Origin of the sequence: Borrelia sp. HM, assembly GCF_019669085.1 — a bacterium.
Lineage (GTDB): Bacteria > Spirochaetota > Spirochaetia > Borreliales > Borreliaceae > Borrelia.
This window is the reverse complement of the sequence record NZ_AP024401.1, coordinates 731,261-756,377: the sequence shown is the minus strand read 5'-3', so window position 1 is coordinate 756,377 and position 25,117 is coordinate 731,261. Positions and strand designations below refer to the sequence as shown.

Below are 25,117 nucleotides of genomic sequence, written 5' to 3'. Positions count from 1 at the left end.
TTAGTATTCCTCTTTGATAGTATAAAAATTTTTAGTACAATAACTTAAAATTGAATATAAAAAATTCAAAAATACTATATTAAGTATGAGATTAAAATCAAATATTGAATAATTAAATCCTTTAAGATCAATAAAATCTGAAAAAACCATTGCCACAAACCAAATAATAAATTTTGAAACAATGAAAAATACGGTTATACTAAACATGCTCTTTGGAACAACCATCTTAATTTTCTCAAGAAGATAAAATATCAAAACATAATTAAAAACAAAAAATCCAAGCGGTAATCCATTGAAATATTCCATAATAAAACCATGCAAAATACTTGAGACTAAACCTAAATTAAAAACAAAGTTCAAAGAATTGAAAATCAAAATAATTAAAAATATATCTATTGAAAAAGAAAAACTAACATCACAATAATATTGAAAAACTTGACCTAAAAATACACTAATAATATAATAAAGCACAAATGATATCACTTCTCTATCCTATTGTTACCCTTAATCAAAAAAACATATTCTAACTTATCTAAAACTATTATGGGTTCTATCTTAATACTTAAAAGAGAGTTATATTCAAGAACATTAAAATAAGTAATTTTTCCTATGTAAATTCCACTGGGATAGTCGCTAAATCCAGCAGTAACAATAAAATCTCCAATTTTTAAAGAACTCTCAGCCAATTTATTGACATAATTCATCTCAAGAGGTTTACCATACCCCTTACCTTCAACAAGACCAATAAATTTGCTATTTTGAATTCTTGCAGAAACAAAATTTTCATAACTAGTTAAAGGCAAAACCCTTGCAGTATGTGCATAAACTTTAACAACTTTGCCAACAAGACCACTAAATCCATCTTGGTAAGCAATAGCTATCATGTCTTTCTGAACACCATCATTATAGCCCTTATTAATTGCCATTAAAGACGAAATATTTGCATAATTCAAGTAAATTATTTCAGCAGAAATAAAATCATGAGAATGTATTGAATAAAATCCAAGCTGCTCTTTAAGTCTAGAATTTTCTTGCCTTAAAACCTGAACATTTTGAAGTACTATTTCAAGTTGCTGTATTCTTTTTTTATAAGCCTCTACTATTTTTCCATAATCTTTATATTCATTTATAGCCTTAAAAATACTAGAAACAAAAACAAAAAAATCATACATATTCCTTTGAATATATGAATTTAATGTAAAAATAAAAAAATTATCCTTCTTCTTTACATGCAAACTACCTGAATCATAAATCATAAGAACAATAGCAAATATTAATACACTTAATACCTTAATAAAATTCTTGATATTAACAAGAAACTTCATACCTATTCATTAATAAAACTATATATATTTTTACTAATATCTATTCTATTGGCATAATCATAAAATAAACCTGCTCCAACAGCCACAGATAGCAAAGGATTATCTGCAACATATACTGGAACTCCTGTTTCTTTTGATAAAAGCCTACTAAGACCCTTAAGAAGAGCCCCACCCCCTGTTAATATAATCCCACGCTCAACAATATCTGTTGCAAGCTCTGGAGGAGTTGCTCCAAGAGTACGCTTAACTTCATCAACAACAGTACTAATAGGTTCTTGCAAAGATTCTCGTATTTCCATGGAATCAATAATTTGCTTTTTAGGAAGCCCAGTAACAGCATCTGTACCTTTAATATCTATCGTTTCTACTTTTAAATTATGAATATCTGGATAAACATTACCAATCTTAATTTTTAATTTTTCTGCTGTTTGCTGACCAATAACAATATTATGAACATTCCTCATGTACTTTATAATGCTTTCATCAAACTCATCTCCACCAGTTCTAATAGCTCTACTTACTACCATACCACCAAGGGAAATAACTGATATTTCAGTAGTTCCTCCTCCAATATCACACACCATATGACCAGTTGGTTCAAAAATAGGGATATCAGAACCAATAGCAGCTGCAAGAGATTCCTCAATAACCTTAACTTCGCGAGCACCAGCATTCATTGCACTCTCTTTTACTGCTCTTCTCTCAACTTCCGTAATGCAAGTTGGCACTCCTATTACCATCCTGGGCTTAAAAAACAATTTTTTTCGAGAAAAAATCTGATTTATAAAATATTTAATCATTTTCTCTGTATTTTCAATATCAGCAATAACACCATCACGAAGCGGTCTTACCGCCTTAATGTTTTCAGGTGTTTTCCAAAGCATTTTCTTTGCATTACGCCCAACAGCCACAACTCTATTACCTTTACTAACATCTATAGCAACTACTGAAGGCTCGCTCATCACCACACCATAATCCTTTATATAAACTAAAGTGTTACATGTACCAAGATCAATACCAATATCTATTAAAAAAGATTTAAAAAAATTCAATTCAAGTTCTCCCTAAAATCCTCTAAACTAATTTTTAGCCTCTCTCTGGCTTCTTCCAAATAAGGATCAATGCTTAGTGCTTCTCTCCAATATTTCCTAGCTTTAGGATAATCTTTATCTTTTTTCCTATATATGTCTCCTATTTTAACATAAACATTAGGATTTAAACTATTAATTTTCAAGACTTTATCATAGCAATTAAAAGCCTCATCATAATCATTTTTGGCCAAATATATATCCCCATATAATAAATATACTTTTTGAATTAAATTACCATCACTTCTCTCATTTGCTGATATGCCATTTTCTTCTTGCAAAAATTTGTTTATATATTCAATGCTATCATCAATATTTCCAGCCTTATAATTCACATAAGCCAAACTCCAAAGCACAAGATCAGACTTATTCTCTTTATAAGCTTTTTCAAAAAATTTCAAGCTAGCATTATAGTCCCTTAAAAGCTGATATGAATATCCCAAGTACTCAAAAATATCATTTTTCATACTCATAAAAGAAAAACCACTTGAATATAGTGCCTTATTTAAATATTTAACGGAAAGATCACTATAATATTCACCCTTATGAGAATAGGCTTTACCCAAAACATAATAAATCAAACCCATAGAAGCATCATCATTAATAGCTATTAAAAATCTCAATCTTTCTATTGCATTGTCTAAAAATTGGTTTTTCAAATAACTATCATTTAACATCAAAGAATAATAAAAATATGAAAATCCAAGAAGCAAATTTAAATTAAAATCAAACCTGTTTGCCTTAAGCCCATTTTCAGCATAATCTATTATTTCTTTATATTCCTTATTATCCCAAAGAGCAAGTAAATTTACCTCAGTAGGTCCTGCCTTTAAATATGAATTGGAAAAAGCCTTAAAATAAGACAAGATGTAAAAAATAAAGAACAAAAGTAATAAGCTGATAAGTAAATAAAAAACATATTTTAAGTAATTGCTCCCCATAAAGGTCCTCTATGAAATATAAAATTTAAGTTGATATCCATAAGCCGAGTTCTGTACTAAGTCATCATCTATCTTGTTTTTCCATCACTGAAAAAATCATGCAATCTACCCGCAAGCACACCCTCAAGAGCTAAGGAAACCTGCATACTTGATTTTGCTCCTAATGAGGTTTGTCTGGACCCTATTTATCACTAAATAAGCGGTGAGCTCTTACCTCACCTTTTCACCCTTACCTTAAGATGGTCTTAAGGCGGTAATTTTCTGTGACACTGTCTTAAGTTTAAAACTCCTAGGCATTACCTAGCATTATGCTCTTATTGGAGCTCGGACTTTCCTCTTAAAATGCCTAAATGCACATTAAGTGATGACTGGACATCAACTTAAACAAAATACAAAATTAAAAAATTTATTATAGCAAATCTGCTAAACCACCAGGAACCATTTCTAAACCAATTTCAAATTTAGCCTGATAATAAAGTATTCTACTACAATAAGGACAAAACTTGATATCATCAGGTTCACGCCTTACCTTATTTGCAAACTCAACAGGAAGTATCATATGACAACCTTTACAAACACTGTCAATTAAAGGTACAACTCCATTAGACTTATTTCTAATAATTCTTTGAAATTTAAATAAAAAGTCCTCATCCATTCTAGAGGCATATTTCTCCTCTTCTAATTTTATAGAATCAAGTTTTTTTATAATTTCTAAAAGCTCATTTTCAAGACTAGCACTCTCGGTAGCATAAATATTTTGCTCAAATTCAAGCTTACTCTTAACCTCTATTATTTCCTTGTCTACTTTTGCCTTAAGGCCAGTAATATGTGTCATTTTCTTCCTAACAGCAACCTCATCATCAATTATAGTCTGTAATTCTTTTTCAAGAGCCTCATACTCCCTTTGAGTTTTAATGCTATCAATTTTTTCCTCTGCCTTACTCTTTCTCACATTAATATCTTGAATATCCAATTTCAAAGAGACATCATCTTTTTGATAGTCTTTAAATTTAAGCTGTAAGTCATCAAGCCATCCAATTAGTTCATCTATTTGAGCTTTTTTAGCTTGCAAATATCTAGGAATAGTTTTTTGTCTTTCCTCAAGCTCAAACCTAGCTTTATATATACCTTCAAGGTTTTTCAGTATATCAATATTAGTTTCCATGAATCCTCCTATTCAATTTAAATCTTCCAAATAATCTTTAAGTTTTTGAGTTTTTTTAGGATTTTTAAGTCGCCTTAATGCCTTAGATTCAATCTGTCTAATTCTCTCTCTTGTAACGTTAAAATGCAATCCAACTTCTTCAAGAGTTAAAGAATACCCATCTTCAAGACCAAATCTCATCTTAACAACTTCCTGTTCTCTTTCTGGAAGAGTTCCAAGAACTGCTCTTATTTGATCTTGCAAAACTACAAAAGATGTGTGTTTTGCTGGATTTCTTATAGCTTTGTCTTCAATAAAATCACTTAAAACAGAATCTTCTTCTTCTCCAATTGGTGTTTCAAGCGATACGGGTTCTCTTGAAACATTCTTTACAGTTTTTACCTTTTTAAGATCCCATCCTAATCTAGCTGATAATTCTTCATCTGTTGGATCCTTACCTAAGACTTGAACTAAATATCTTGTTTCTCTATTCAATCTATTAATCTGCTCAATCATATGCACAGGCACACGAATAGTACGAGCCTGATCTGATATTGATCTAGTTATTGCCTGACGAATCCACCACGTCGCATAAGTAGAAAACTTAAATCCTCTCTTATATTCAAACTTTTCAACTGCTTTAATTAGACCAATATTGCCCTCTTGAACAAGATCAAAAAAATGCAGACCCCTATTAGCATACTTTTTGGCAATACTTACCACAAGTCTTAAATTAGCCTTAATTAACTGATCTTTTGCATGTTGCATCATCTGCTTACCCTTTAGGATCTCTTCTGACATACTTATTATTTTATCCATTGGATACTCATAATACATTTCAATTCTCTCAAGCTCTTTTTGAGCAAGTTGAGCTTCTGTAATTTGCTCTTTAATTAGATCTTCTCGAATATTTAAAGACTTTTCTATCCTTTCCCGTTTTTCAGGAATAGCCAAATCTCTACCAAGAATCCTAAGATTCCTTACTTTATCTATCTTCAATCTATCTAATATAGACTTTTGTTGTCTCTTTAAATCTTTTATCTTACTAGCAGAATCAATGTAATCATCTGAAAAAAGTCTCAACTCCTCTTGATACAAAGGCACAGACTTAAGCATTGCTTTAATCTCAAGTCTCTCATTTGCAATACTTTCTTCAAAAATATCCTCTCCAAGTTCATACAATCTATGTTTCTTTTCTATATACTTTATCAAACGATCTTGAAATGGTTTTAACGAAACCTTATAAAAGGAAGAGATCCTTTTTTTTTTGTTATAATAGTCAAAATTATTATCTTTTTCTCTTTCCTTTTCTTTTTTAAAGAACTCTTCTTTACTTATTCTTGAATAAATAGCATTAACTAAATTATAATAGTTCTCGATAACAAGTCCTTCACTTCTAAGGATATTCTCAATTATACTCTCGCCAGAATCCATCTGCTTTGCAAGCTCAACCTCTTGATTTCCAGTTAATAAAAATTCTTTTCCTATTTCCTTTAAATAAAGTCTTATGGGATCCTCAGAATTATTATCTTTTAACAAACCACTCTTAATATATCCTGAATTAAAATCTTCCCTTTCTATAGATTCATCTTCAAATACATCTAATTTATCATCTATTTCATCATCTATTTCATCATCATCATTTTGAACAGCATCATCTAACATCATACATTGAGTATCAATTTTATCTGCTTCATCTAACTCATCAATATCACAAATGTCTGAATCCATTTTCTCGTTAATCAAGCTTATTCCCTCATCTTCAAGAAATTCATAAAGATAATCAATATTTTCAGGCTCCAAAATATCTCCTGATAGAAAAGTCGATAAATCTCCAAATGCAATGGCTTTCTTATCACCCAAATAATTTAAAATGGCTTTTATTACTTTCGAATTTTTTTTCTTAAAAGTTTGCAAGTCTTTATTCTTTATACTATTCATTCAAATATATCCTCAAGCACTCTCTCTGCATATTTAAAAACATTAATTCTCTAATTTGTGTCTTAGCATCTATTAAAAAATCATCCTTATTCATTTCCTTAAAAAAAGAAATTCGTTTCTCTACCTTTCTTTTTTTAATTGCAAATAAAATTTGCTTAACCATCTCATAATCCACATCAAACTCTACTCTTAGCATATTTTCTAAAAAAACTTCATTACAAAAACCATACTTATTTTTTAATAAATCTTTTAAACAAGTTAATGAAACATTCTCACTATTCTCAAATAGGATTTCAAAACACACAAAAATTTTTTTTACATCAACATCATATAAGTCGCTGTCAATAATATTACGCCTTATTATAGTAAAATAATTAAAGTCTTTCAATAAGGCCACTACTAAATATCTCTCATAGGTGTTTATCTCATGGGAATATGCATTTCTTTTATAAACTTCAATCGCACTCTTTTCTCTAATATTATAGTAATCTTCTCTTAAAGTTTCTAATTTAACACCTACTCTACTCTCAAGCTTTGATAAAAGAAGCTCCCTTTGCGTATTAGTACTTGATAAACTTATCAAATTGATAAACAAACCAATCATACTATTTAAATCTGATGTTTTACTTAAATCATATTTACTGGAATATTTTTCTAAAAGATATTCAAAAGCCTCACAAGTATGATCAATCATATTTTTTAAAGCAGGTACACCTTTTTTCTTTAAAACATCTGCAGGATCAAATCCATAATCCATTCCAATTACACTTACATCAACATCAAAGGGTAAACAAAGCTGATAGGCTTTAAAAGTAGCTAAAAGTCCAGCAGCATCATCGTCAAAACATATTATTATCCTATCTGTATATCTTCTAATTAAAGCAAGATGCTCCCTTGAAAAAGCTGTACCAAGTGTAGAAACAGCAATTTTCACACCAGCTGTAAAAAAAGCAAGAACATCTATATAACCTTCTGTCAATATTACAGATCTACTTTCCTTAATTACAGAAAAACCTTCATAAAATCCATAAAGCAATTCTCTCTTTTTAAAAACCTCTGTTTCACTTAAATTAATATATTTAGGCCCATGATTTTCACATATATTCCTACCTCCAAATCCTACTACGTTTCCTTTAAAATCTCTGATTGGAAAAATTAATCTTCCAGATAAAATCGAAAATTTTTGTTTTTTTCTTGAAAATAAACCACTCTTACTTAATATTTCATCAGAATATCCTCTTGAGCTCAAAAAATCATAAAAATTAAACTTATTTGAAACGTCTCTTTGTAAATAACCAATGCTAAATAAATTGATAACCTCTCTTGATATCCCTCTTACATTGAGAATATAATTTAAAACTCCCTGATTATTATTAAAAAAAAATAAAAAGGTATTAATCAATTTAGAGTTTAAATCATATATTGTTGAAATTATTGACTTATTAGGATCTTCACCCTTAATTTTTATAGTTTTCTTAATATCATCATATACAATCCCTATCCTACTACACAAAGCTTTAACAGCAGAATTATAATCAATCTTTTCAATATCCATTAAAAAATTTATGACATTCCCTCCTTTTTTACATCCAAAACAATAAAAAAGTCCTTGAGAAGGAGTTATAGAAAAAGAAGGTGTTTTTTCAGCATGAAAAGGACAAAGCCCCTTATAAGATACACCGGCCCTAACCAAGCTAACACGCTCGCCTATTAATTCTACAATGTCAACTCTTTTTTTAATCAAATCTATAAAATTAGAATATTCCATATTCCTTTTATTCCTTAGCAACAAAATTACGAATATAAGTATCTACAGCTACAATATGGTCACTATAAGCTGATGAAAAATTATGAGTTCCAACATTAGGATCTTTGATAACAAAAAATAAATAATTTGTATTCTCTGGAAAAAAGGCTGCTTTTAAAGATATAATTCCGGCATTTGAAATTGGACCTGGGGGATAACCTTTATTAATATAGGTATTATATCTAGACTTAATCTCTAAATCTGAAAAATAAATTCTTTCAGGGTGAGGTTTTTTTAATTTCTCAGTAATAATATATTCAATTGTAGCACAAGATTGTAATGCCATATTAGAATTTATCCTATTATAAAAAACAGACGCAATTATTGGTGCTTCACTGATAACCCTATATTCACGCTCTACAATAGATGCAATAATTACTTTATTATAAAACTCTTCATTAGAATAAGACTTATGATCTATGCCAATAGAACTAAGTTTGCTAAAAAAATTCGAAACAAAAATTTGAATTATTTTCTTTATTTCCATATCCTTATAAAATTTATAAGTATCTGGAAACAAAAAACCTTCAAGAGAATCATAACTAAGTCCAAGATTATTAATAAATTCAGTATCGTTTATTAAATCCATGAAACTTTGATCATCATTAATAATACCTGACTCATTTAACTTCAACGCTATTCTTCTACCAGTATATCCTTCAGGTATGGTAATATTAATAGCAAATATAGGCCTACCTTTTAATAACTCTTTATATACATCAAAAGTTGAACAATTACCATTAATTAAATACCTACCTTCCTTAAAATTTTTATCACTACCAAAAAAATAAGAAATAGCTACCAATAATTTATCAGATCTAATTAATCCTTTCTGTTTAAGCTCCCAAGCAATTCTTTTTACTCCCCACCCTTTTTGAACTTCAAATTCATATATTAATTCAGCTTGCAAAGAAGAAGAGTTTAAAAAACATAGGTAAAACAATAAAACAGAAAAAGTAATAAATACAATAAAAAGGGAAATGAAAATTTTTTTTAGTGCCATAAGACTTTAAAATCTCTTTTAACAAAAAGCAAATTAAACTTTTATGCCTTTAACCAAATAAAAATGAAAAAACACATTATCCCTAAAAACACAATCTACAAATATTAAATTAAGACTTGGTCATAATGAATTTTACAATACTTATAAACACTCAACAAGTCCAAAAAAAAATCTAGTATAATATCTATAAAAATTACACCTTAAATTGGGGAGGGTGGGATTCGAACCCACGTAGGCAATGCCAACAGATTTACAGTCTGCCCCGGTTAACCACTTCGGTACCGCCCCTAAAAAGCCGACTGTCGGATTTGAACCGACGACCTGCGGTTTACAAGACCGCCGCTCTAGACCAACTGAGCTAAGTCGGCACACATAACAAAGACAATGGTTAGTTTATAAAAATACCATATATTAGTCAATAGAAAATATAAAAATAAATAAAATTATATTCAAAAAGAAAGAAAAATTTTTATAAAAAAAGATAAAAAACAAATAATAAAGCTAAAAATTAAAATTATATAATTTTTGATCTTCTTTCTTAAAAATATATAAAAAAATATTAATCTAGTAGATTCAAGTCCAAAAGCAAAAGCACTTAATAGAATTGCACATTCAAGTGAAAATTTTTGAAAAGAATACATAAAAACATTATAAGCACCAGCCAAAAATAAAAATAAACTAAGTAAAGAATTAAGAAAAAAAATTAACACTAAAATTCTAATAAAAATTGAAAATAACCTTAAATCATTTATCTTAAAACCTTTCATAATAATCTATAAATTTTCAAGTATAAAAAGAGCACGCTTAATTACAAACAATATGTTACTACTAATAACATAACCCAAACTAATCCTTGAACTACTCTCTGGAGATAATTTATGAGAAATATTAAGAGCACTTTGTATAAAAGTGTTATTATTTTCTAAAAGGGCAATATATTTTTCTTTAAGATCAAGAAAATATTTTGTAAAATTAAAAACTAATTTTTTAATAACATTTGTCTGCTTTAAACACCATGCCAAAATTTTTTCCCTGTAATAATCACCACCATTATCCAACTTGATACATTTTTCATATTCCTCATTTTTATAATTAACCTCAATATAAAAATCATAAACTTCTTTCTTAAGAGCACTGATATTTCTCTCAAGCTTAACATATACGTTCCTTAAATCAGAATTATTTACAAGTACTACATTATTTATTGTTTTCAATATTTCTATCATTTTGACATCATAAATATCTTTAAAAAATTCATTAATAAAGTAAAGTTTTTTAAAACTTGAATATTCAAGTTCTATCCCTTTAAAAATTACGCTATGTAAATTAAAAATAACACTATAATTTTTAATTAGGCTTTTCATTTCTTGATTCATAAGCATTTCTAAGGCATTATCATGCTCTTTAACAAGCTGACTACTAACATTTAACAATAAAATATTCTCATAAAAGCTTTTTACATCAAAATAAGGAACATACTTCTTAGGTGTCAAAACTGGATTTTCATAATAAATTTTAAAAACATCTAAATAAGGCAAAGTTTTTGCTAAATTAATAATCTTTAAAATAATGCCCAAAATGCTTTTAAACATAGCATCAATTTTTAAAAGCTTTTCTTCACTCAAAATAGAATCCTCATTTGACTTTATTATTAAAAAATAATTTTTAATAATAATTTTTAAAATTTCTTCATTTACCTCAATCTCTCTTAATGTATATAAAAGCTCAAAAAAACACTTAAAATACTTATCAATACTTGCAAAACTGGTACTGACTGTCCTATCAAAATTAACAATATCATCAAAATTCTTTAAATCATCTAAAAGATCCACATTAAAAAAAGAAAAAAAAGATTTGTAAGGAAAAAATACAATACTATTTAGAATATAAAAAAATTCAAACATGTCTTCTACAACTTTATAAAGTTGTGAAGGAATTGAATCCACATAAGAACTAATATTTATTTTAATGATTTCTTCCAAGTTTTCTTGACTTTTCTCTTTTTTTAAGAATTGCTCATATATCTCAGGGTCTAAAAAATCTTTTATTTTACACTTGAAATTTGGAATCTTACTCTGAATAACTTCAAACATTGCTTGTTCAATAACATTATTATCCTCTAACATCTTGAAATATTCTTTAAGCTCCATTAAATGGCAATAAAATTCAAAAAACATTTCTATAAAACCTACACGTAAATATCCTTTCTTAAAATCTATAACAGGATTTTTATAAATATTATTAACATGGGTTTCTAATTTTTTTAAAATATGAATTTTATAAATATCCTCTTTAGACTTACTTCTTTGAAAGAGATTTAAAATATAGATCCATATCTTTAGAAAAAACGATTCTTCCATAAATTTTTTAGATAAAAAATCATCAATCTGAACGGAAGAATATGCATCTAAATAATTAGTAGAATTATTTGTAGATAATACTGAAGAATTTAAGCTTAAACTCTTTTTAATTTCCCTTAATAATTTAACCTTCAAATCTTTTGAAAGTTTGTCAATAGAATCATATATATTAACATTAATCTTATTCATAAAACCCCATTTATAATTTATAAACATTAAATATAAACCAGATAAGTATTATTTTATGACATTTTAATAATAAACTAAAATTTTTTTTACGATCTTATAAAAAATAATATTTTAACTATAATATAATTCTATATGAACCTAGGCACTAATGCTAAAGATATATTAAAGATTAGTAAAATATTTAATAATCACAACTATGAATTTTTCTTAGTAGGAGGTGCTCTAAGAGACTTGATTCTTAAAAAGATACCTTATGATTTTGACTTTACAACAAATGCAACTCCAAAAGAAATAATGCGACTTTTTCCAAACAACATGCAAACAGGAATAAAACACGGTACAATAAGTATAATTTTTAACAAAAAAATTTTTGAAATTACAACTTATAGAATAGACATAGACTATGAAAATAAAAGATCACCTAAAAAAATAAAATTTACAAAAAGCTTAATTGAAGATCTAAAAAGAAGAGATTTTACAATAAACTCAATTGCAATGAATATACTTACCTGCAAACTAATAGACTACTATAATGGCAAAAGAGATCTCAATAAAAAGAAAATCAAATGTATAGGAGAACCAAATAAAAGATTTGAAGAAGACGCTCTTAGAATACTTAGAGCTGCAAGATTTGCATCTACTCTTAACTTTACAATTGATCAAAATACATTGGTGTCTATGAAATATAAAAAAGAAAACATATTGCTTTTGTCAAAAGAAAGAATAAATAATGAATTCATCAAGCTTTTGGAAGGACAAAATCCAATAAAGGGAATTAACTATTTACAAAAAGTAAATTTCTTCAAATATTTTTTCAATATAGAAATAAACAAAAAATTAAAAAATAGAATTAATCTTTTAAATAAAAATCAATTCTACTATTTAAAAGCAATAGTTATTCTTACAATAAAAAAAGATATACAAAGTTTAAGAGAAAAGTTAAAATTACTTAAATTTTCAAACAAAGATATAAAACTAATAACACTTTACAGAGTTATTATTGATGAAATTAACAATTTAAAAATGAAAAACTTAAGTAATGTTAGAATATTACTAAGCAAAGCTACCAGAGAAAATCATAAGGAAATATTTGATATATACAAAGCTCTTAAAGGAAAAAACAATAAACTCCAATTTATAATAAACAACATAAAAAGAAAAAAAATGCTCAAAAATCCCTTATCTTTAAGAGAACTAAAAATCAATGGCAATGATATTAAAAATCTCAAACTAACAGACAATAGAAATATTGGAAAAATTTTAAATAATTTACTAAGAGAAGTATTAATTAATCCCACACTTAACCAAAAAGAAACTCTAATCAAAAAAATTAAAGAGCAATATTTACAATATTTTTAAGTGCCATCTCAGCAGCAATCATTTCAGCTTCTTTTTTCGATTTGCCTTTGCCATTTGATATAAATTTATCATTAACATAAAGTTCAACACAAAAAATTTTATTATGATCAGGTCCCAATTCTTTAACTAACTTATAACTTGGTGAAATCTTATACTTTTTTTGAACATACTCTTGAAGAAGACTCTTATAGTCTTTAAAATCACCACGATTGAACATTAACCTTATATGAACTTCAAAAAGTTCCACCACGAAAGCAGATACTTTTAAAAAGCCACCATCAAGATAAAGAGCACCAACAAAAGCTTCAACAGCATCTGCAAGAATACCTTTCTTATTACGCCCATCATTACTTTCCTCACCTCTACCAAGCAAGAGATAGTTGCCAAGATTAAGCTCCCGAGCAATACTAGATAGAGACTCTTCACTAACAATATAAGATCTGGCCTTACTAAGTTCACCCTCACTCTTATCAGGATAAAATTTATATAAATAATCTGTAATAATAAGATTAAGAACAGAATCTCCTAAAAACTCTAATCTTTCATTATTAGCATATCCTTGATCAAATTCATTAGCATACGATGAATGAATAAAAGACATATTCAACAAATCAATATTATTAAAATCAATATGCAAATTCATTAAGAATCCATCTAGTTTTTTTTTACGATCTTTATCTAGCTTCATTATAAAAGAACCCATTTAACCCTTTTTTTTCTCAATGAAAGCAACAACATCACCTATAGTCTCAAACTCACTAGCTTCATTTTCTGGAATTTTATCATCAAAAGCTTCCTCAAGCAAATATAAAAGTTCATAAATATCAAGACTGTCTGCACCAAGATCTTCAACAAATCTAGATTCCATAGTAATTTCATCTTCTTTTTTATCTAATTGCTCAGATATAATAGACCTAACTTTTTTAAAAATCTCACTTTGATCCATAAATAAACATCCCTCGTTCAAACTACAGTTCTACTTCTAAGTACTGACTATTTCTATAATAACCACACTTTCCACATATTCTGTGCCTTATTACAAGAATACCACAATTTGAACATTCTTGAAGCTGAGGTACCTTTTTTCTCATATTTACACTACGCCTTGTCCTACTTCTAGACTTTGAAGGCTTAAATTTAGGAACAGCCATCCCTTTGTCTCCTTAAAATAAACAAATTTATCTTAATAATATATATATTATTAAGATAATTTGTCAATAAATTTGTATTTTAACTTTTTTTGCACTAATTCTGGAATAAAGTTTAAGAGATCAAAATTTTTATTCTTAATTAATTCCTTAACAATATCTGATCTTACAAATAGATATTTATCACTACTTGGTAAGAATACTGTGTCTACATAAGGATTAAACTTGCTATTTGCAATATATCTTTCAAATTCAAACTCAAAATCACGAAAAGCCCTAATACCTCTTACAATAAAACCAATATTATTCTTTAAAATATAATCTGAAATAATCCCATCATATCTATCCACAAAAATATTTTGCAATCCTAAAGATGAAATAACTTCACAAGTAAGTTCATATCTTTCAAAACTACTAAGCAAATAATTTTTAATAGTATTATTAGCAACAAGAACAATAATCTTATCAAAAATCAATGAGGCCCTCTTAACTAAATCAATATGTCCCAAAGTAATAGGATCAAATGAACCAGGAAACAATGCTACTCGCATAATCAATATAATTTAAATCCTTTATTAATATTTTGAAGGATTTTTTCTCTCCAACTAGGATTATTATCTAAATTTTCAAAATTAATCTCTTTAAGTATTTTAAAAGCTAAATTATTGCCTCTAGTAGATTTATCAACAACAAAAAATTTTCCAACACCCCCATACACTAAACTTTCATTATTACAAAAGTTATTCTCAGACTTTAACTTATCAATTGCACAATCAAAATGTATAGGCTTGTCCTCATTATCAAACTTCATAGACATACAAGATGCAACATATTTAATTTGTTTTAAACAAACAGGACATATCTCTTTAATCTTAAAATGAGATACTCTTCGCTCTTTAATAAAATCTTTTTGACTATTCACCTTATAATCAATTCGTTTTCCAAAGTTAATGTCAACAGATTTATGATCATCGGTATTTAAAGATGTACCATTCTGTTTTTTAAGATCATTTCTTAATCTTTTCCTTTTCCAATAAGGAATACCGGTGTTTTTTCGCAAATCAGTGGCAACAACTTTATTTTGAGCATACTTCAATGCTACCTCCTTAAATTATATGAAATATAATAACATCTTATACCTCTAAATTCCAATAAAGTCAAAAAAACTGCCTTTCCAAAAGGAATTTAATTATCAAAATAAACTATAATAACTTTACCTATCATCTTATGATCATTTCTTAATAAATATTTTTAAGCAAAAGATTCTCTTAGCTCAATTTTTAATTTACCTAGCGATTTATAACTTATTATTTTTAAACTTATATACAATAGATAAAATATATGCAATTACTTTAAAATACTTAGAATCAATAAAATCGCCCTCATTAATTGAAAATAAATTCTCGGATAAATATTTATCTTCAACAATAGGAATATTTTCTTGCTTAGCAAGCTCTTTTATAAGTAAAGCTCTCTCTCCCTTAGCCTTAGCTAGAATAAAAGGAGCTGGAAATTTAGTGTCATATTTAATTAATAAAGCTAATTCTTCTTTCTTCATACTGTATAATTAACGCTCTTAACTACTCTTATTTCACAATCAAAATCAGAAAGCTCTTGCATTGAATCTAAGATTTGTATATCAATTATATTATAATCAAAAAGAGAGCTTTTTAGTTTTTCAATCACAGTATCTAAATTAAAATCTGAATATATCCTTAATTTATAATTAAAACCAGCATTATTAATTTCACAAATAATCTTTTCACTTTTATTAAAAAAATAAATAAAACTCCACTTATAAATTATTTTTAAATTTTTATTTGAAAATAAGAATAACAAACCAGAACTATCTAAAAATCTAAAGGGAATTGAAATAATAAAATTATAACCATTTTCAATAAAAATTGGTAACTTGGCATTCCACTCCTTTCTTTCAACTTCACTGCTAAAATAATTATAAATTTTCATAAAATCTTGTTTTGTTATGTTTTGCTCATGCAAAGCCAAAAGAAACTTTAAAACAAATCCATCCTTTACATTGTCATAAATATCACTGAATAACTTTTTAATATTTTGACCTATAAAATCACCATTACGCTTAATTATAAGCTTATTACCGCTTTTAAATAAATCTAAATTTTCAAATACAGATTCATAATTAATACTAATTAAAAAACTCTTTGAAGTCTTCATCATCCTAGAAGGATACTTAAATCCAACCTTTAAAGGTAAACAACTATCTACTTCAAAATATCTACCTACAAAAGATACAAGCCACTTATTAATACCAATAGATCTAACAACTTCTAATTGCCCACTTAAAGAAGGCTTTACTAACCCAAAATCACATTTATATGGTTGAACATCATTTAGGATTTTTAATCTCAAGACGTTCCTTCACCTTCATCGCAGCTTTACCAATTCTATTTCTCATATAATAGAGTTTGGCTTTTCTTACCTTACCTCGCTTTAAAACTTTAACTTTCTCTATAATAGGTGAATGCATTGGAAAAATTTTTTCAACACCAATTCCTGAAGAAATTTTTCTCACTAAAAAAGTTTGTCCAATGCCCTTATTTTGAATAGATATAACAAGACCCTCAAAATTTTGAAATCTCTCATTAGTTCCTTCAATTATCTTATAATTAACACAAACAGTATCTCCTACCCTAAAATTAAAGCTTTCTGCTCTCTTTCCGTCAGCCTCAATTTTTCTTATTAAATCCATCATTTTCTCCTCTCTTTTCCAAATATTCAAGGTATAAATCATATCTATTTTTTTTTGTTTGCTCAACAGATTTAACAAATCGCCATTTCCTTATTTCTTCATGATGGCCTGAAAGAAGCACATCAGGAACTTTTAATCCTTTAAATTCATAAGGCCTAGTATAATGAGGATACTCAAGCAAGCCACATCCAAAATTAAAAGATTCCTCAATCAAGGAACTTGGACTTATTACATCATCTAATAATCTATATACACTATCTATTATAACAAGAGCAGCAACTTCACCTGAAGATAATACATAATCTCCAACTGAAATTTCAAAATCAACGTACAAATCAATTATACGTTGATCAAGCCCTTCATATCTTCCACAAATTATAACAAGTTCACTCTTCTTTGACAAGTCATAAGCCAATTTTTGAGTATACTTAACCCCAGATGGACTTACAAATATCGTGGTTTTTACTTTTGAGTTCACATAATCAAGAGCAGCAGAAATAGGTTGAGCCTTTAAAACCATCCCTGCACCTCCACCATAAGGAGCATCATCACACCTTTTATATCTATCATCAGAAAAGTCACGAATAGATATAATTTCATAACTTATGATGCCTCTATCTACAACCTTTTTCATTATTGAATTTTTAAAAAATGGAGTAAGTATTGAAGGGAATAAAGAGAGAATCGTAATTTTCATTCTAACAGTTCTAATACCTTAAGTTCAATAGTCTTCAATACTCTATCAACATCTCCTAGATAAACACCTAAAAAAGGAATAAAAAACGACTTATTTCTAGCTTTAACTTCAAGAAGAATTGACTTACTACATTCTGAAAAAGACACAACAACACCTAGCTCTTTTCCACTATTAACAAGCTTATATCCAATAAGCTCACCAAAATAATACTCATCCTCTTCTAATTTAGACGCAAACTTATCATTTACCCATAACTCAAAACCCACCAAATCCTTAATTGGTTCAGGAGCATTAAATTCTTCAAACTTTACTAACAATGAATTATTGATTAAAGATACATTTTCAACCTTAACCTCAATAGAAGAACAACTTTCTTTTTTTAAAATCAATTGATGACCTTTTAAAGCAAAAAAATCATTCAAATCATTGGATATGCTTTTGATCTTAGCATATCCATTCACTCCATAAGATGACAATATTATGCCCTTTATAAACATCAATTAGTCCAAAATTTCTAACTGAACTCTCCTATTTGTTTTTGCAGCACAAGCACTAAGAAGCGTTCTAATAGCCCTTGCAATGCGTCCCCTTTTCCCAATTATCTTGCCAACATCATTTGCTGAAACTCTTAATTCCAAAATAGTTGACTTCTCACCTTCAACTACATTTAACTTAACCTCATCCCTTTTATCCACAAGAGATTTTACTACAAATTCTATAAGCTCAATTTCATTGCCGTACTCTTTCATTAAGTCCTCCTAACTCTAAATTTTAAAATTATTTTTATTCACAATTTTCTTAACCGTATCACTTGGAATAGCTCCTTTGCATATCCAATCCTTAAATTTTTCTTCATTTATTTTAATTTGATTTTGGCTTTCAATAGGATGATAATACCCAAGCTCTTCAATAGCTCGTCCATCTCTAGGCGAAGTAGAATCCATTACCACAATTCGATAATAAGGCCTCTTTTTTGCCCCCATCCTTTTTAATCTTATTCTAACACTCAATTTACCATTCCTCCTTTACCTCCCAAAAGAGATGCTATCTTGTTTTGAAAGCTCTTATTTTTCATTTTTTTCATCATTAAAACTACTTGAGTAAACTTTTTAATAAGTTTATTTACTTCAAAAATTGTCGTTCCACTTCCCAAAGCTATTCTTTTTTTTCTTGAAGGACTATTTAAAATGACAGGATTTAATCTTTCTTTTTTAGTCATAGAAAGAATGATCGCCTCTTCTCTTTTAAGTTCCTTTTCATTAATATTACGAAGTAGCATTTCTGATGAAGAAATACCAGGAAGCATTCCTATCAAACTAGAAACACCACCCATACTACGCATATACTTAAATTGATTTAAATAATCTTCAAAATTAAAGTTAGCTTTTTTAAATTTCTCTTCAAGTTTTAAAGCTTCTTCTTTATCTATAACAACTTGGGCTTTCTCAACAAGGCTAACAATGTCTCCCATGCCAAGAATTCGCGAAGCAACCCTATCTGGATAAAAAATATCAAGATCTTCAGGCTTTTCTCCAATTCCAACAAATTTAATGGGAGCACCACAAATAGTCTTAAGTGATAGTATTGCACCACCTTTAGCATCAGAATCAAATTTTGTAAAAATTACACCTGTAATTCCAACCCTGTCATTAAATTCCCTTGCAACATTTACAGCAACTTGTCCTGTAATTGCATCTGCTACCAATATTGTCTCAGTAGGCTTTAATATATCTTTAATATCTTTAATCTCTTTTAATAATAAATCTTCAACTTCAAGACGCCCTCTAGTATCTACTATCACTGTATCAAAAAGTTCTGTTTTATTCGCATATTCAATGGATTTTTTTACAACATTAATAGGATTGCTTTCACCCTCAAGAGTAAAAACAGAAACGCCAATTTGCACACCTAGAACTCTTAATTGTTCAACTGCTGCTGCTCTAAAAGTATCTGCAGCAACAAGAAGAACTCTTCTATTTTCTAATTTAAGTCGCCTTGCAAGTTTTATACAGGTTGTCGTTTTTCCAGAACCTTGAAGACCAAGCATCAAAATGCATGATAATTTATTAACTGGATGTAAAATAAGATTAGAATGCTTATCTCCTAAAAAACTTACAAGCTTATCATTGACAATCTTAATAAACTGAGATTTAGGATCAACATTTCTTAAAACTTTAATCCCCTTGGCTTCCTCAACAACAGAATTTACAAAACGTCTTACAACACTTAAATTAACATCAGCTTCAATTAAAGTATTCTTAATAGTGTCAACAGCTTCTTCAATATTCTTTTCACTTATTACAGATTTTCCAGATATATACTTGATAAAATCTTTAAAACCTGAACCTAAACTCTCAAACACTAAAAATCACCTTCATTTGTAAAAAATTCTACAAAATATACAATACAAAAAAAGAAAATATTAATCAATATCTCCTCCGGTCAAATAAAATTTATTAAATATCACACTAGAAGCAGGACCAACAACAGATACTTCAGTATCTAAAGAACTAAGCTTTAATACTATCTTTTCTTTATTGAATCGCTTGATTTCATCTTTCAACAATTCAAAAAAACTCTTGAGTTTAAAACTTTGTCCATAAAGCACTAAATAATTAAAATCAAGAACTCTTTGAATATTAACAATCACTATTGCCAAATATCTTACCGTATCTTCCATTATTTTCTGTATAAATTCATATTTATCATGCAAAGCAAAAATATCATATATAGTAACTTTTTTAAGTCTACCTTCGTATTTGTCATAAAGTTCAGAAATCTCACCATTCATAAATTCTTTATAAATCAAACGCTGCAATGCAAAATTAGATATTAACATATTAACACAACCCTTATTTCCACATGTAGGACAATTTTTCTCACCTCCATAATCAATTACCATATGACTAACCATACCAGATTTATTATTAAATCCAGGATAAACATTACCACCAGACCAAATAGAAAGCTCAGCAGTATCTGTATAATCAAAAAACATGATATTATCTATGTTCTTTCCCATAAATTCAGCAAGTGAAAGGTTCTTAACATAGCTTTCAAGATACACTGTAAGTGAAAAATATTCCTCTAATATAGCCTTAACAGGAACATCTTTTTCAATCCATGTACCATGACTATCATTAACAATTCCAGATTCCTTGTCCTTAATTATACCAGTAATACTAAATCCTAATCCAATAAATTTATCCCTTGAAAAATTATGCTTCCAGATAATTTCAATCATATGATCCTTAATTTTTTCTAATATTTCATAAGCACTAACTGGTGGTTCAAAGGAATAAGTTTCACTTATTAAAACTTCACATTTAAGGTTTGCAATTCCTATTTGGAAATAATTACTTGAAATAATTACTCCCATTGAATATGCAAAATCTTTATTAATATCAAGAAGTATTTCTTTGCGCCCATGCTTTTTAACATCCGATTCTTTTGAACCAACTTCAACTAAAATATTTTCCTTAATCATATGATTAGTAAGAATCGTAACCGCTGCATTTGTCAATGACAATTTACGAGCTAGATCAGTTCTTGAATACTGCATATTTTTCAAACTAAGGAGTATCTTTTTTCTATTACTACCTCTAATTGAAACCATGTTCTCACCCTGCATAACAACAACCTCCTTTATTTTTAAAATAAAAAAATATTCATAATAAGACATCATATCAAAAAATCACACTAATATTCTAGTAGCACTTACAAGACAAAAGAATCTTTTTTAATAACAAAAAATATCTTATATTTTCAACCTTGAAATAATGCAATCAAATATTAAAATACAAACTTTATAAAAAGTTAAAATCTAGATAATCAAAAAACAGTGCTAAAAATTTAAAAATAGGAAAAAACAAATGCAAACCAACAAATATGGCATTTTAAACTAATTAATCATAAATAATCAAATACCAAAAGGATATCTTGAAACGAAAAACCTATTAAATAACAAAGTCAAAAAATTTACTAAAAGCTAAAATGATTCCATAATAAAATAAACAAATTGAATAACAATTAATCATGCTTTTCCTTAAAATATGAAAATTCCATAGTAAAATCTCCCCTACCTTTAGTAGAGCTTCTTAACACAGAAGTATACCCAAAAAGTTTTTCAAAAGCTGCTTCAGCTTTTATTATCTCATAATCTTCAATATTAGTAATGGAATGAATTATTCCACCAACAGAATTCAATGTAGAAACTACTTCTCCAGTATACTCAATTGGAGTTCTAATTTCTAACATCATTATTGGCTCAAGCTTAATGGGATGTGCTCTTTTAAAAAATTCATTAAAAGCAAGACCCGATACCGACTCAATTGCAAATTCATTAATCTTACCCTTATCAAAATCCAATGAAACGATCTTAATTCCTACATCAATGATTGGATATCCAATAATACCAGTTGATAAGGCAGAAGTAATACCTCTTAATATTGCTGCTTTAAATAAAGAATCAACACTACACTCAAACTCAATTTTATTGCCTTCACCTCTTAGTAAAGGACTAATAATCATACCAATTTTTAGATTAATTTCTTTACCCGCAAAAATATTAACAAATTCAAACACATCCTCAATTTTTAAATTTACACTTTCCCTATAGCTTACTTGAGGCTTACCCGTATACACATTAAGTTTAAATTCATCTTTAATCCTAGTGATAATAATTTCAAGGTGTAATTCACCCATTCCAGAAACCAATAATTGACCTGTTTCTTTGCTTTCTTTATAGCTAAAAGTAGGGTCTTCTTTGGCAATGATCTCAAGAACTTCTTTAAGTCTAGTATCATCTGATGCTCTTTCTGGCTCAATAGATATTGATACAACTGGTTCTGGAAATATTAAAGGTTCAAGTATAATATCATGACCTTCTTCTACAAGTGTGTCTCCCGTTACAGAATATTTAAGTCCAATAACTGCTCCAATATCTCCTGCTTTAATTTCATCTATCTGCTCACTTTTATTTGAAAAAACTCTAAAAATCCTTGTAAATTTTTCACGCTTGTTCTTAACAACATTAAGAACCCTTTTAGATGAATTAAGTTCTCCTGAATACACTCTAACAAAATAAAGATGTGCAGCAATTGCACTAAAATATTGAACTTTAAAAACAAGTGCAGATAAATTTTGCTCATTCTTAGGATCAATTGATATACTTCTATCTGTTTTTGCAGAATAGGCATTAAACTTTTTTTCAAAAGGACTTGGAAGATAATCTACAATTGCATCTATTAAAGGCTCTATACCAATATTCTTCAGGCTAGTTCCCACCAAAACAGGAACAATCAAACCACTAATAGTACATCTTCTAATTTCTTCTACTATAATATGATTATCAATGATAGAATTTTCAAGAAAAAGTTCTGTAATTCTTTCACTAAAATTACTAATAGAATCTATTAAATTTTCTCTAAAAATTTTAACATTTTCAACAAATTCTTCACGCACTGCTTCTTCAAGAACAATAGGTTTGCCATCTTTAAATTCAAAATGCAACTCTTTATTGCGAATAATATCTATAACCCCTTCAAAGCTACTCTCACTTCCAATTGGTATTTGTAAGACTATTGGCACTATACCAAATTTATTTTTTATACCCTCAACTACTTTGAGAAAATCAGCCCCCATACGATCCATTTTATTAATATAAGCAAGTCTTGGAATACCATATTTTGATGCCTGTTTCCAAACAGTTTCAGTTTGTGCCTGAATCCCATCAACAGCGCTAAAAATGATAATGCCTCCATCAAGAACACGAAGAGATCTCTCAACTTCAGCTGTAAAATCAACATGCCCAGGAGTATCAATAATGTTGATCTGATGGTCCCGCCAATAACAAGTAATAGCAGCAGAACTAATTGTAATACCTCTGTCTTGTTCTTGAGTCATCCAATCAGTAACAGTATTGCCAGAATCAACATCACCTATTTTATGAGTTTTACCAGTATAATATATAATCCTTTCTGTAGTGGTAGTCTTTCCGGCATCAATATGCGCCATGATCCCAATATTCCTAATTTTCATAAAGTCCTCAAACATTATAAAAGCTATAGATCTTGCTATAGCTTGTTTCAACTAGAATATAATTCTATAATTAACACATATAAAATTAATCTTAAAATTCTTTTTATATCATATTATAAATTAACATTTTTATCACAACATTTTTTCTTATTACATAAGCACCTACAATCAGTTAATAATGATCTATACATCCATAAATACTTTTCAAAAGAAACAATAATATCATCTAAGATATTAGCAGTACCATAATCAGATGTACTATCAATAAAACACCTGGTTTCACATATATTCTTAAGAATGTCATTAAGATCACAAATAATATTGTTAATTGAAGATAACAAATTTGAAGAAGTCTCTAAAGTAATTTCCTTAATAAAAGATGTCTTCATAAATTCAGAACATCTAAATTCAGAATCATAACCAAGTGCTCTGGATCGCTCAGCTAGAATATCAATAACTTCTCCAACATAATCATAAAGATTTTCGGTTTTTTTATGAATTACAAAAAAATTAATATCTTTTATATTCCAATGAATACCTCTTAAATTAGCATAAAAAACATGAAGTCCTGCCAATAAATCTTGAAGTTTTAAGTTTATTTTATCCAAATCATCTTTTTTCAAATAACTTAAATGATTTGCCATATCATTCTCCTATTATTCTATTATGTTATTAATCAAAACAATTAAATACGTGTTATAATGACATTATATTATAAGTAGGATCATTATGCAAAAGAAATTTATTCTCTTTATTTTAATTTTTACAAGTCAATGCACACTTTTAGGCATAAGTGAAGACTTAGAATTTCTTTACTCATCAATTCACAAGTTAAGAGCTGATTTCAAATTGAAAAAACTAGAAATAGATACTACTCTTGCAAGAGTAGCAAAAGAATATGCAATAAGTCTTAATACAAATAAAGTATTAACACATACACTCTTTGGAACAACTCCTATGCAAAGAGTAAAAAAATACGATCAAGATTTTTCCATAATAAGGGAAATTTTAGCATCAGGTTTGGATGTCGAAGACGTAATATATGCCTGGCTTAAAAGTCCAGGACACAAAAAAGCTCTTTTAAACAAAGATACAAGTAAAATGGGTGGATACGTATTAAAAACTCAAGATAATAAAAATATATTTGTGGTTCTTTTTGGAGAAAAATTTTAAATAAATTGACATAAGTTAAATTTATTTTATATAATTGTCCTCAGTGTTAAAAGGGTTCATAGCTCAGCTGGTCAGAGCGCCTGCCTTACAAGCAGGATGTCGGGGGTTCGAGTCCCTCTGAACCCAAAGTTATTCTATTGGATTGTTTGGTCCTCTTAATGAAATATATCTTAAA

28 protein-coding genes, 3 tRNA genes and 1 other RNA gene are annotated in these 25,117 nt (G+C 28.1%); 3 read left to right on the top strand and 29 right to left on the bottom strand.

The genetic code is table 11. From position 1 onward, the window contains the following. The 13 genes from K5563_RS03585 to K5563_RS03525 form a co-directional block, all read right to left on the bottom strand. Positions 1-483: a rod shape-determining protein MreD gene (locus K5563_RS03585; RefSeq protein WP_221037605.1), complete on the bottom strand. Its 483-nt coding sequence runs from the start codon at positions 481-483 to the stop codon at positions 1-3. Continuing rightward, entirely contained in the window at positions 480-1,325 is an 846-nt protein-coding gene (gene mreC / locus K5563_RS03580; RefSeq protein ID WP_221037604.1) for a rod shape-determining protein MreC, read from the bottom strand. The genes K5563_RS03585 and mreC overlap by 4 nt, the downstream gene beginning before the upstream one ends. Positions 1,326-1,327: 2 nt before the next feature. Then, a complete protein-coding gene (locus tag K5563_RS03575) occupies positions 1,328-2,377 on the bottom strand; it encodes a rod shape-determining protein (protein WP_221037603.1) in 1,050 nt (349 codons plus the stop codon). Next, complete coding sequence (locus K5563_RS03570; RefSeq protein WP_221037602.1) at positions 2,374-3,354, bottom strand: tetratricopeptide repeat protein; 981 nt, start codon at positions 3,352-3,354, stop codon at positions 2,374-2,376. The genes K5563_RS03575 and K5563_RS03570 overlap by 4 nt, the downstream gene beginning before the upstream one ends. A gap of 24 nt (positions 3,355-3,378) precedes the next feature. Beyond that, an RNA gene (gene rnpB / locus K5563_RS03565) (RNase P RNA component class A) lies at positions 3,379-3,735 on the bottom strand. Positions 3,736-3,763: 28 nt separating this feature from the next. After that, positions 3,764-4,519 (bottom strand): zinc ribbon domain-containing protein, encoded by a 756-nt coding sequence (locus K5563_RS03560; protein WP_221037601.1) that lies wholly within the window; start codon positions 4,517-4,519, stop codon positions 3,764-3,766. 12 nt (positions 4,520-4,531) lie between these two features. Next, a complete protein-coding gene (gene rpoD / locus K5563_RS03555) occupies positions 4,532-6,415 on the bottom strand; it encodes an RNA polymerase sigma factor RpoD (protein WP_221037770.1) in 1,884 nt (627 codons plus the stop codon). A gap of 16 nt (positions 6,416-6,431) precedes the next feature. Then, positions 6,432-8,207, bottom strand: a complete 1,776-nt coding sequence (gene dnaG, locus K5563_RS03550) for a DNA primase (protein ID WP_221037600.1) — start codon at positions 8,205-8,207, stop codon at positions 6,432-6,434. Between the two features lie 7 nt (positions 8,208-8,214). After that, complete coding sequence (mltG, locus tag K5563_RS03545) at positions 8,215-9,249, bottom strand: endolytic transglycosylase MltG (protein WP_221037599.1); 1,035 nt, start codon at positions 9,247-9,249, stop codon at positions 8,215-8,217. Positions 9,250-9,455: 206 nt separating this feature from the next. After that, positions 9,456-9,537: transfer RNA gene (locus K5563_RS03540), tRNA-Tyr, on the bottom strand. Between the two features lie 5 nt (positions 9,538-9,542). Next, positions 9,543-9,617: transfer RNA gene (locus K5563_RS03535), tRNA-Thr, on the bottom strand. Between the two features lie 81 nt (positions 9,618-9,698). Then, entirely contained in the window at positions 9,699-10,016 is a 318-nt protein-coding gene (locus K5563_RS03530) for a hypothetical protein (protein WP_221037598.1), read from the bottom strand. A gap of 6 nt (positions 10,017-10,022) precedes the next feature. Next, positions 10,023-11,798 (bottom strand): DUF5312 domain-containing protein, encoded by a 1,776-nt coding sequence (locus K5563_RS03525; protein WP_221037597.1) that lies wholly within the window; start codon positions 11,796-11,798, stop codon positions 10,023-10,025. Positions 11,799-11,930: 132 nt separating this feature from the next. Between K5563_RS03525 and K5563_RS03520 the strand changes: the two genes are divergently transcribed. After that, positions 11,931-13,157, top strand: a complete 1,227-nt coding sequence (locus K5563_RS03520; RefSeq protein WP_221037596.1) for a polynucleotide adenylyltransferase — start codon at positions 11,931-11,933, stop codon at positions 13,155-13,157. Here K5563_RS03520 and rnc read toward each other — a convergent pair. From rnc to K5563_RS03440, 16 genes are all read right to left on the bottom strand, one after another. Then, positions 13,129-13,860 (bottom strand): ribonuclease III, encoded by a 732-nt coding sequence (gene rnc / locus K5563_RS03515; protein ID WP_221037595.1) that lies wholly within the window; start codon positions 13,858-13,860, stop codon positions 13,129-13,131. The genes K5563_RS03520 and rnc overlap by 29 nt on opposite strands. Continuing rightward, entirely contained in the window at positions 13,861-14,103 is a 243-nt protein-coding gene (gene acpP, locus K5563_RS03510; RefSeq protein ID WP_025400008.1) for an acyl carrier protein, read from the bottom strand. 22 nt (positions 14,104-14,125) lie between these two features. After that, on the bottom strand, positions 14,126-14,308 hold the full coding sequence (rpmF, locus tag K5563_RS03505) for a 50S ribosomal protein L32 (protein WP_221037594.1): 183 nt from the start codon (positions 14,306-14,308) through the stop codon (positions 14,126-14,128). Between the two features lie 50 nt (positions 14,309-14,358). After that, positions 14,359-14,856, bottom strand: coding sequence for a pantetheine-phosphate adenylyltransferase (gene coaD, locus K5563_RS03500; RefSeq protein WP_221037593.1), 498 nt, complete (start codon positions 14,854-14,856; stop codon positions 14,359-14,361). Between the two features lie 2 nt (positions 14,857-14,858). Further along, entirely contained in the window at positions 14,859-15,401 is a 543-nt protein-coding gene (locus tag K5563_RS03495) for a hypothetical protein (RefSeq protein ID WP_221037592.1), read from the bottom strand. Positions 15,402-15,602: 201 nt separating this feature from the next. Beyond that, positions 15,603-15,863, bottom strand: coding sequence for an EscU/YscU/HrcU family type III secretion system export apparatus switch protein (locus K5563_RS03490; RefSeq protein ID WP_221037591.1), 261 nt, complete (start codon positions 15,861-15,863; stop codon positions 15,603-15,605). Then, entirely contained in the window at positions 15,860-16,693 is an 834-nt protein-coding gene (locus K5563_RS03485) for a hypothetical protein (protein WP_221037590.1), read from the bottom strand. Before K5563_RS03485 ends, K5563_RS03490 begins: the two co-directional genes overlap by 4 nt. Next, positions 16,671-17,033 carry a 50S ribosomal protein L19 gene (rplS, locus tag K5563_RS03480; RefSeq protein WP_221037589.1) on the bottom strand — a complete coding sequence of 121 codons (363 nt, stop codon included), beginning with the start codon at positions 17,031-17,033 and terminating at the stop codon, positions 16,671-16,673. Before rplS ends, K5563_RS03485 begins: the two co-directional genes overlap by 23 nt. Then, a complete protein-coding gene (gene trmD / locus K5563_RS03475; protein WP_221037588.1) occupies positions 17,011-17,730 on the bottom strand; it encodes a tRNA (guanosine(37)-N1)-methyltransferase TrmD in 720 nt (239 codons plus the stop codon). Before trmD ends, rplS begins: the two co-directional genes overlap by 23 nt. Continuing rightward, positions 17,727-18,227, bottom strand: coding sequence for a ribosome maturation factor RimM (gene rimM / locus K5563_RS03470; protein ID WP_221037587.1), 501 nt, complete (start codon positions 18,225-18,227; stop codon positions 17,727-17,729). The genes trmD and rimM overlap by 4 nt, the downstream gene beginning before the upstream one ends. Before the next feature lie 3 nt (positions 18,228-18,230). Further along, positions 18,231-18,479, bottom strand: coding sequence for a KH domain-containing protein (locus tag K5563_RS03465; RefSeq protein ID WP_152300445.1), 249 nt, complete (start codon positions 18,477-18,479; stop codon positions 18,231-18,233). Between the two features lie 15 nt (positions 18,480-18,494). Then, the gene (rpsP, locus tag K5563_RS03460; protein ID WP_221037586.1) at positions 18,495-18,740 is read right to left on the bottom strand and encodes a 30S ribosomal protein S16; all 246 of its coding nucleotides are present in this window, start codon (positions 18,738-18,740) and stop codon (positions 18,495-18,497) included. Further along, a complete protein-coding gene (gene ffh, locus K5563_RS03455) occupies positions 18,737-20,092 on the bottom strand; it encodes a signal recognition particle protein (RefSeq protein WP_221037585.1) in 1,356 nt (451 codons plus the stop codon). The genes rpsP and ffh overlap by 4 nt, the downstream gene beginning before the upstream one ends. A gap of 60 nt (positions 20,093-20,152) precedes the next feature. Beyond that, on the bottom strand, positions 20,153-21,361 hold the full coding sequence (locus K5563_RS03450) for an ROK family protein (RefSeq protein ID WP_221037584.1): 1,209 nt from the start codon (positions 21,359-21,361) through the stop codon (positions 20,153-20,155). 398 nt (positions 21,362-21,759) lie between these two features. Continuing rightward, the gene (gene fusA / locus K5563_RS03445) at positions 21,760-23,769 is read right to left on the bottom strand and encodes an elongation factor G (RefSeq protein ID WP_221037583.1); all 2,010 of its coding nucleotides are present in this window, start codon (positions 23,767-23,769) and stop codon (positions 21,760-21,762) included. A gap of 113 nt (positions 23,770-23,882) precedes the next feature. Further along, entirely contained in the window at positions 23,883-24,413 is a 531-nt protein-coding gene (locus tag K5563_RS03440) for a Dps family protein (protein WP_221037582.1), read from the bottom strand. Positions 24,414-24,498: 85 nt separating this feature from the next. Here K5563_RS03440 and K5563_RS03435 point away from each other — a divergent pair, with 85 nt between their 5' ends. Then, positions 24,499-24,942 carry a CAP domain-containing protein gene (locus tag K5563_RS03435; protein WP_221037581.1) on the top strand — a complete coding sequence of 148 codons (444 nt, stop codon included), beginning with the start codon at positions 24,499-24,501 and terminating at the stop codon, positions 24,940-24,942. A gap of 52 nt (positions 24,943-24,994) precedes the next feature. Then, positions 24,995-25,068: transfer RNA gene (locus K5563_RS03430), tRNA-Val, on the top strand. Positions 25,069-25,117 lie beyond the last annotated feature (49 nt).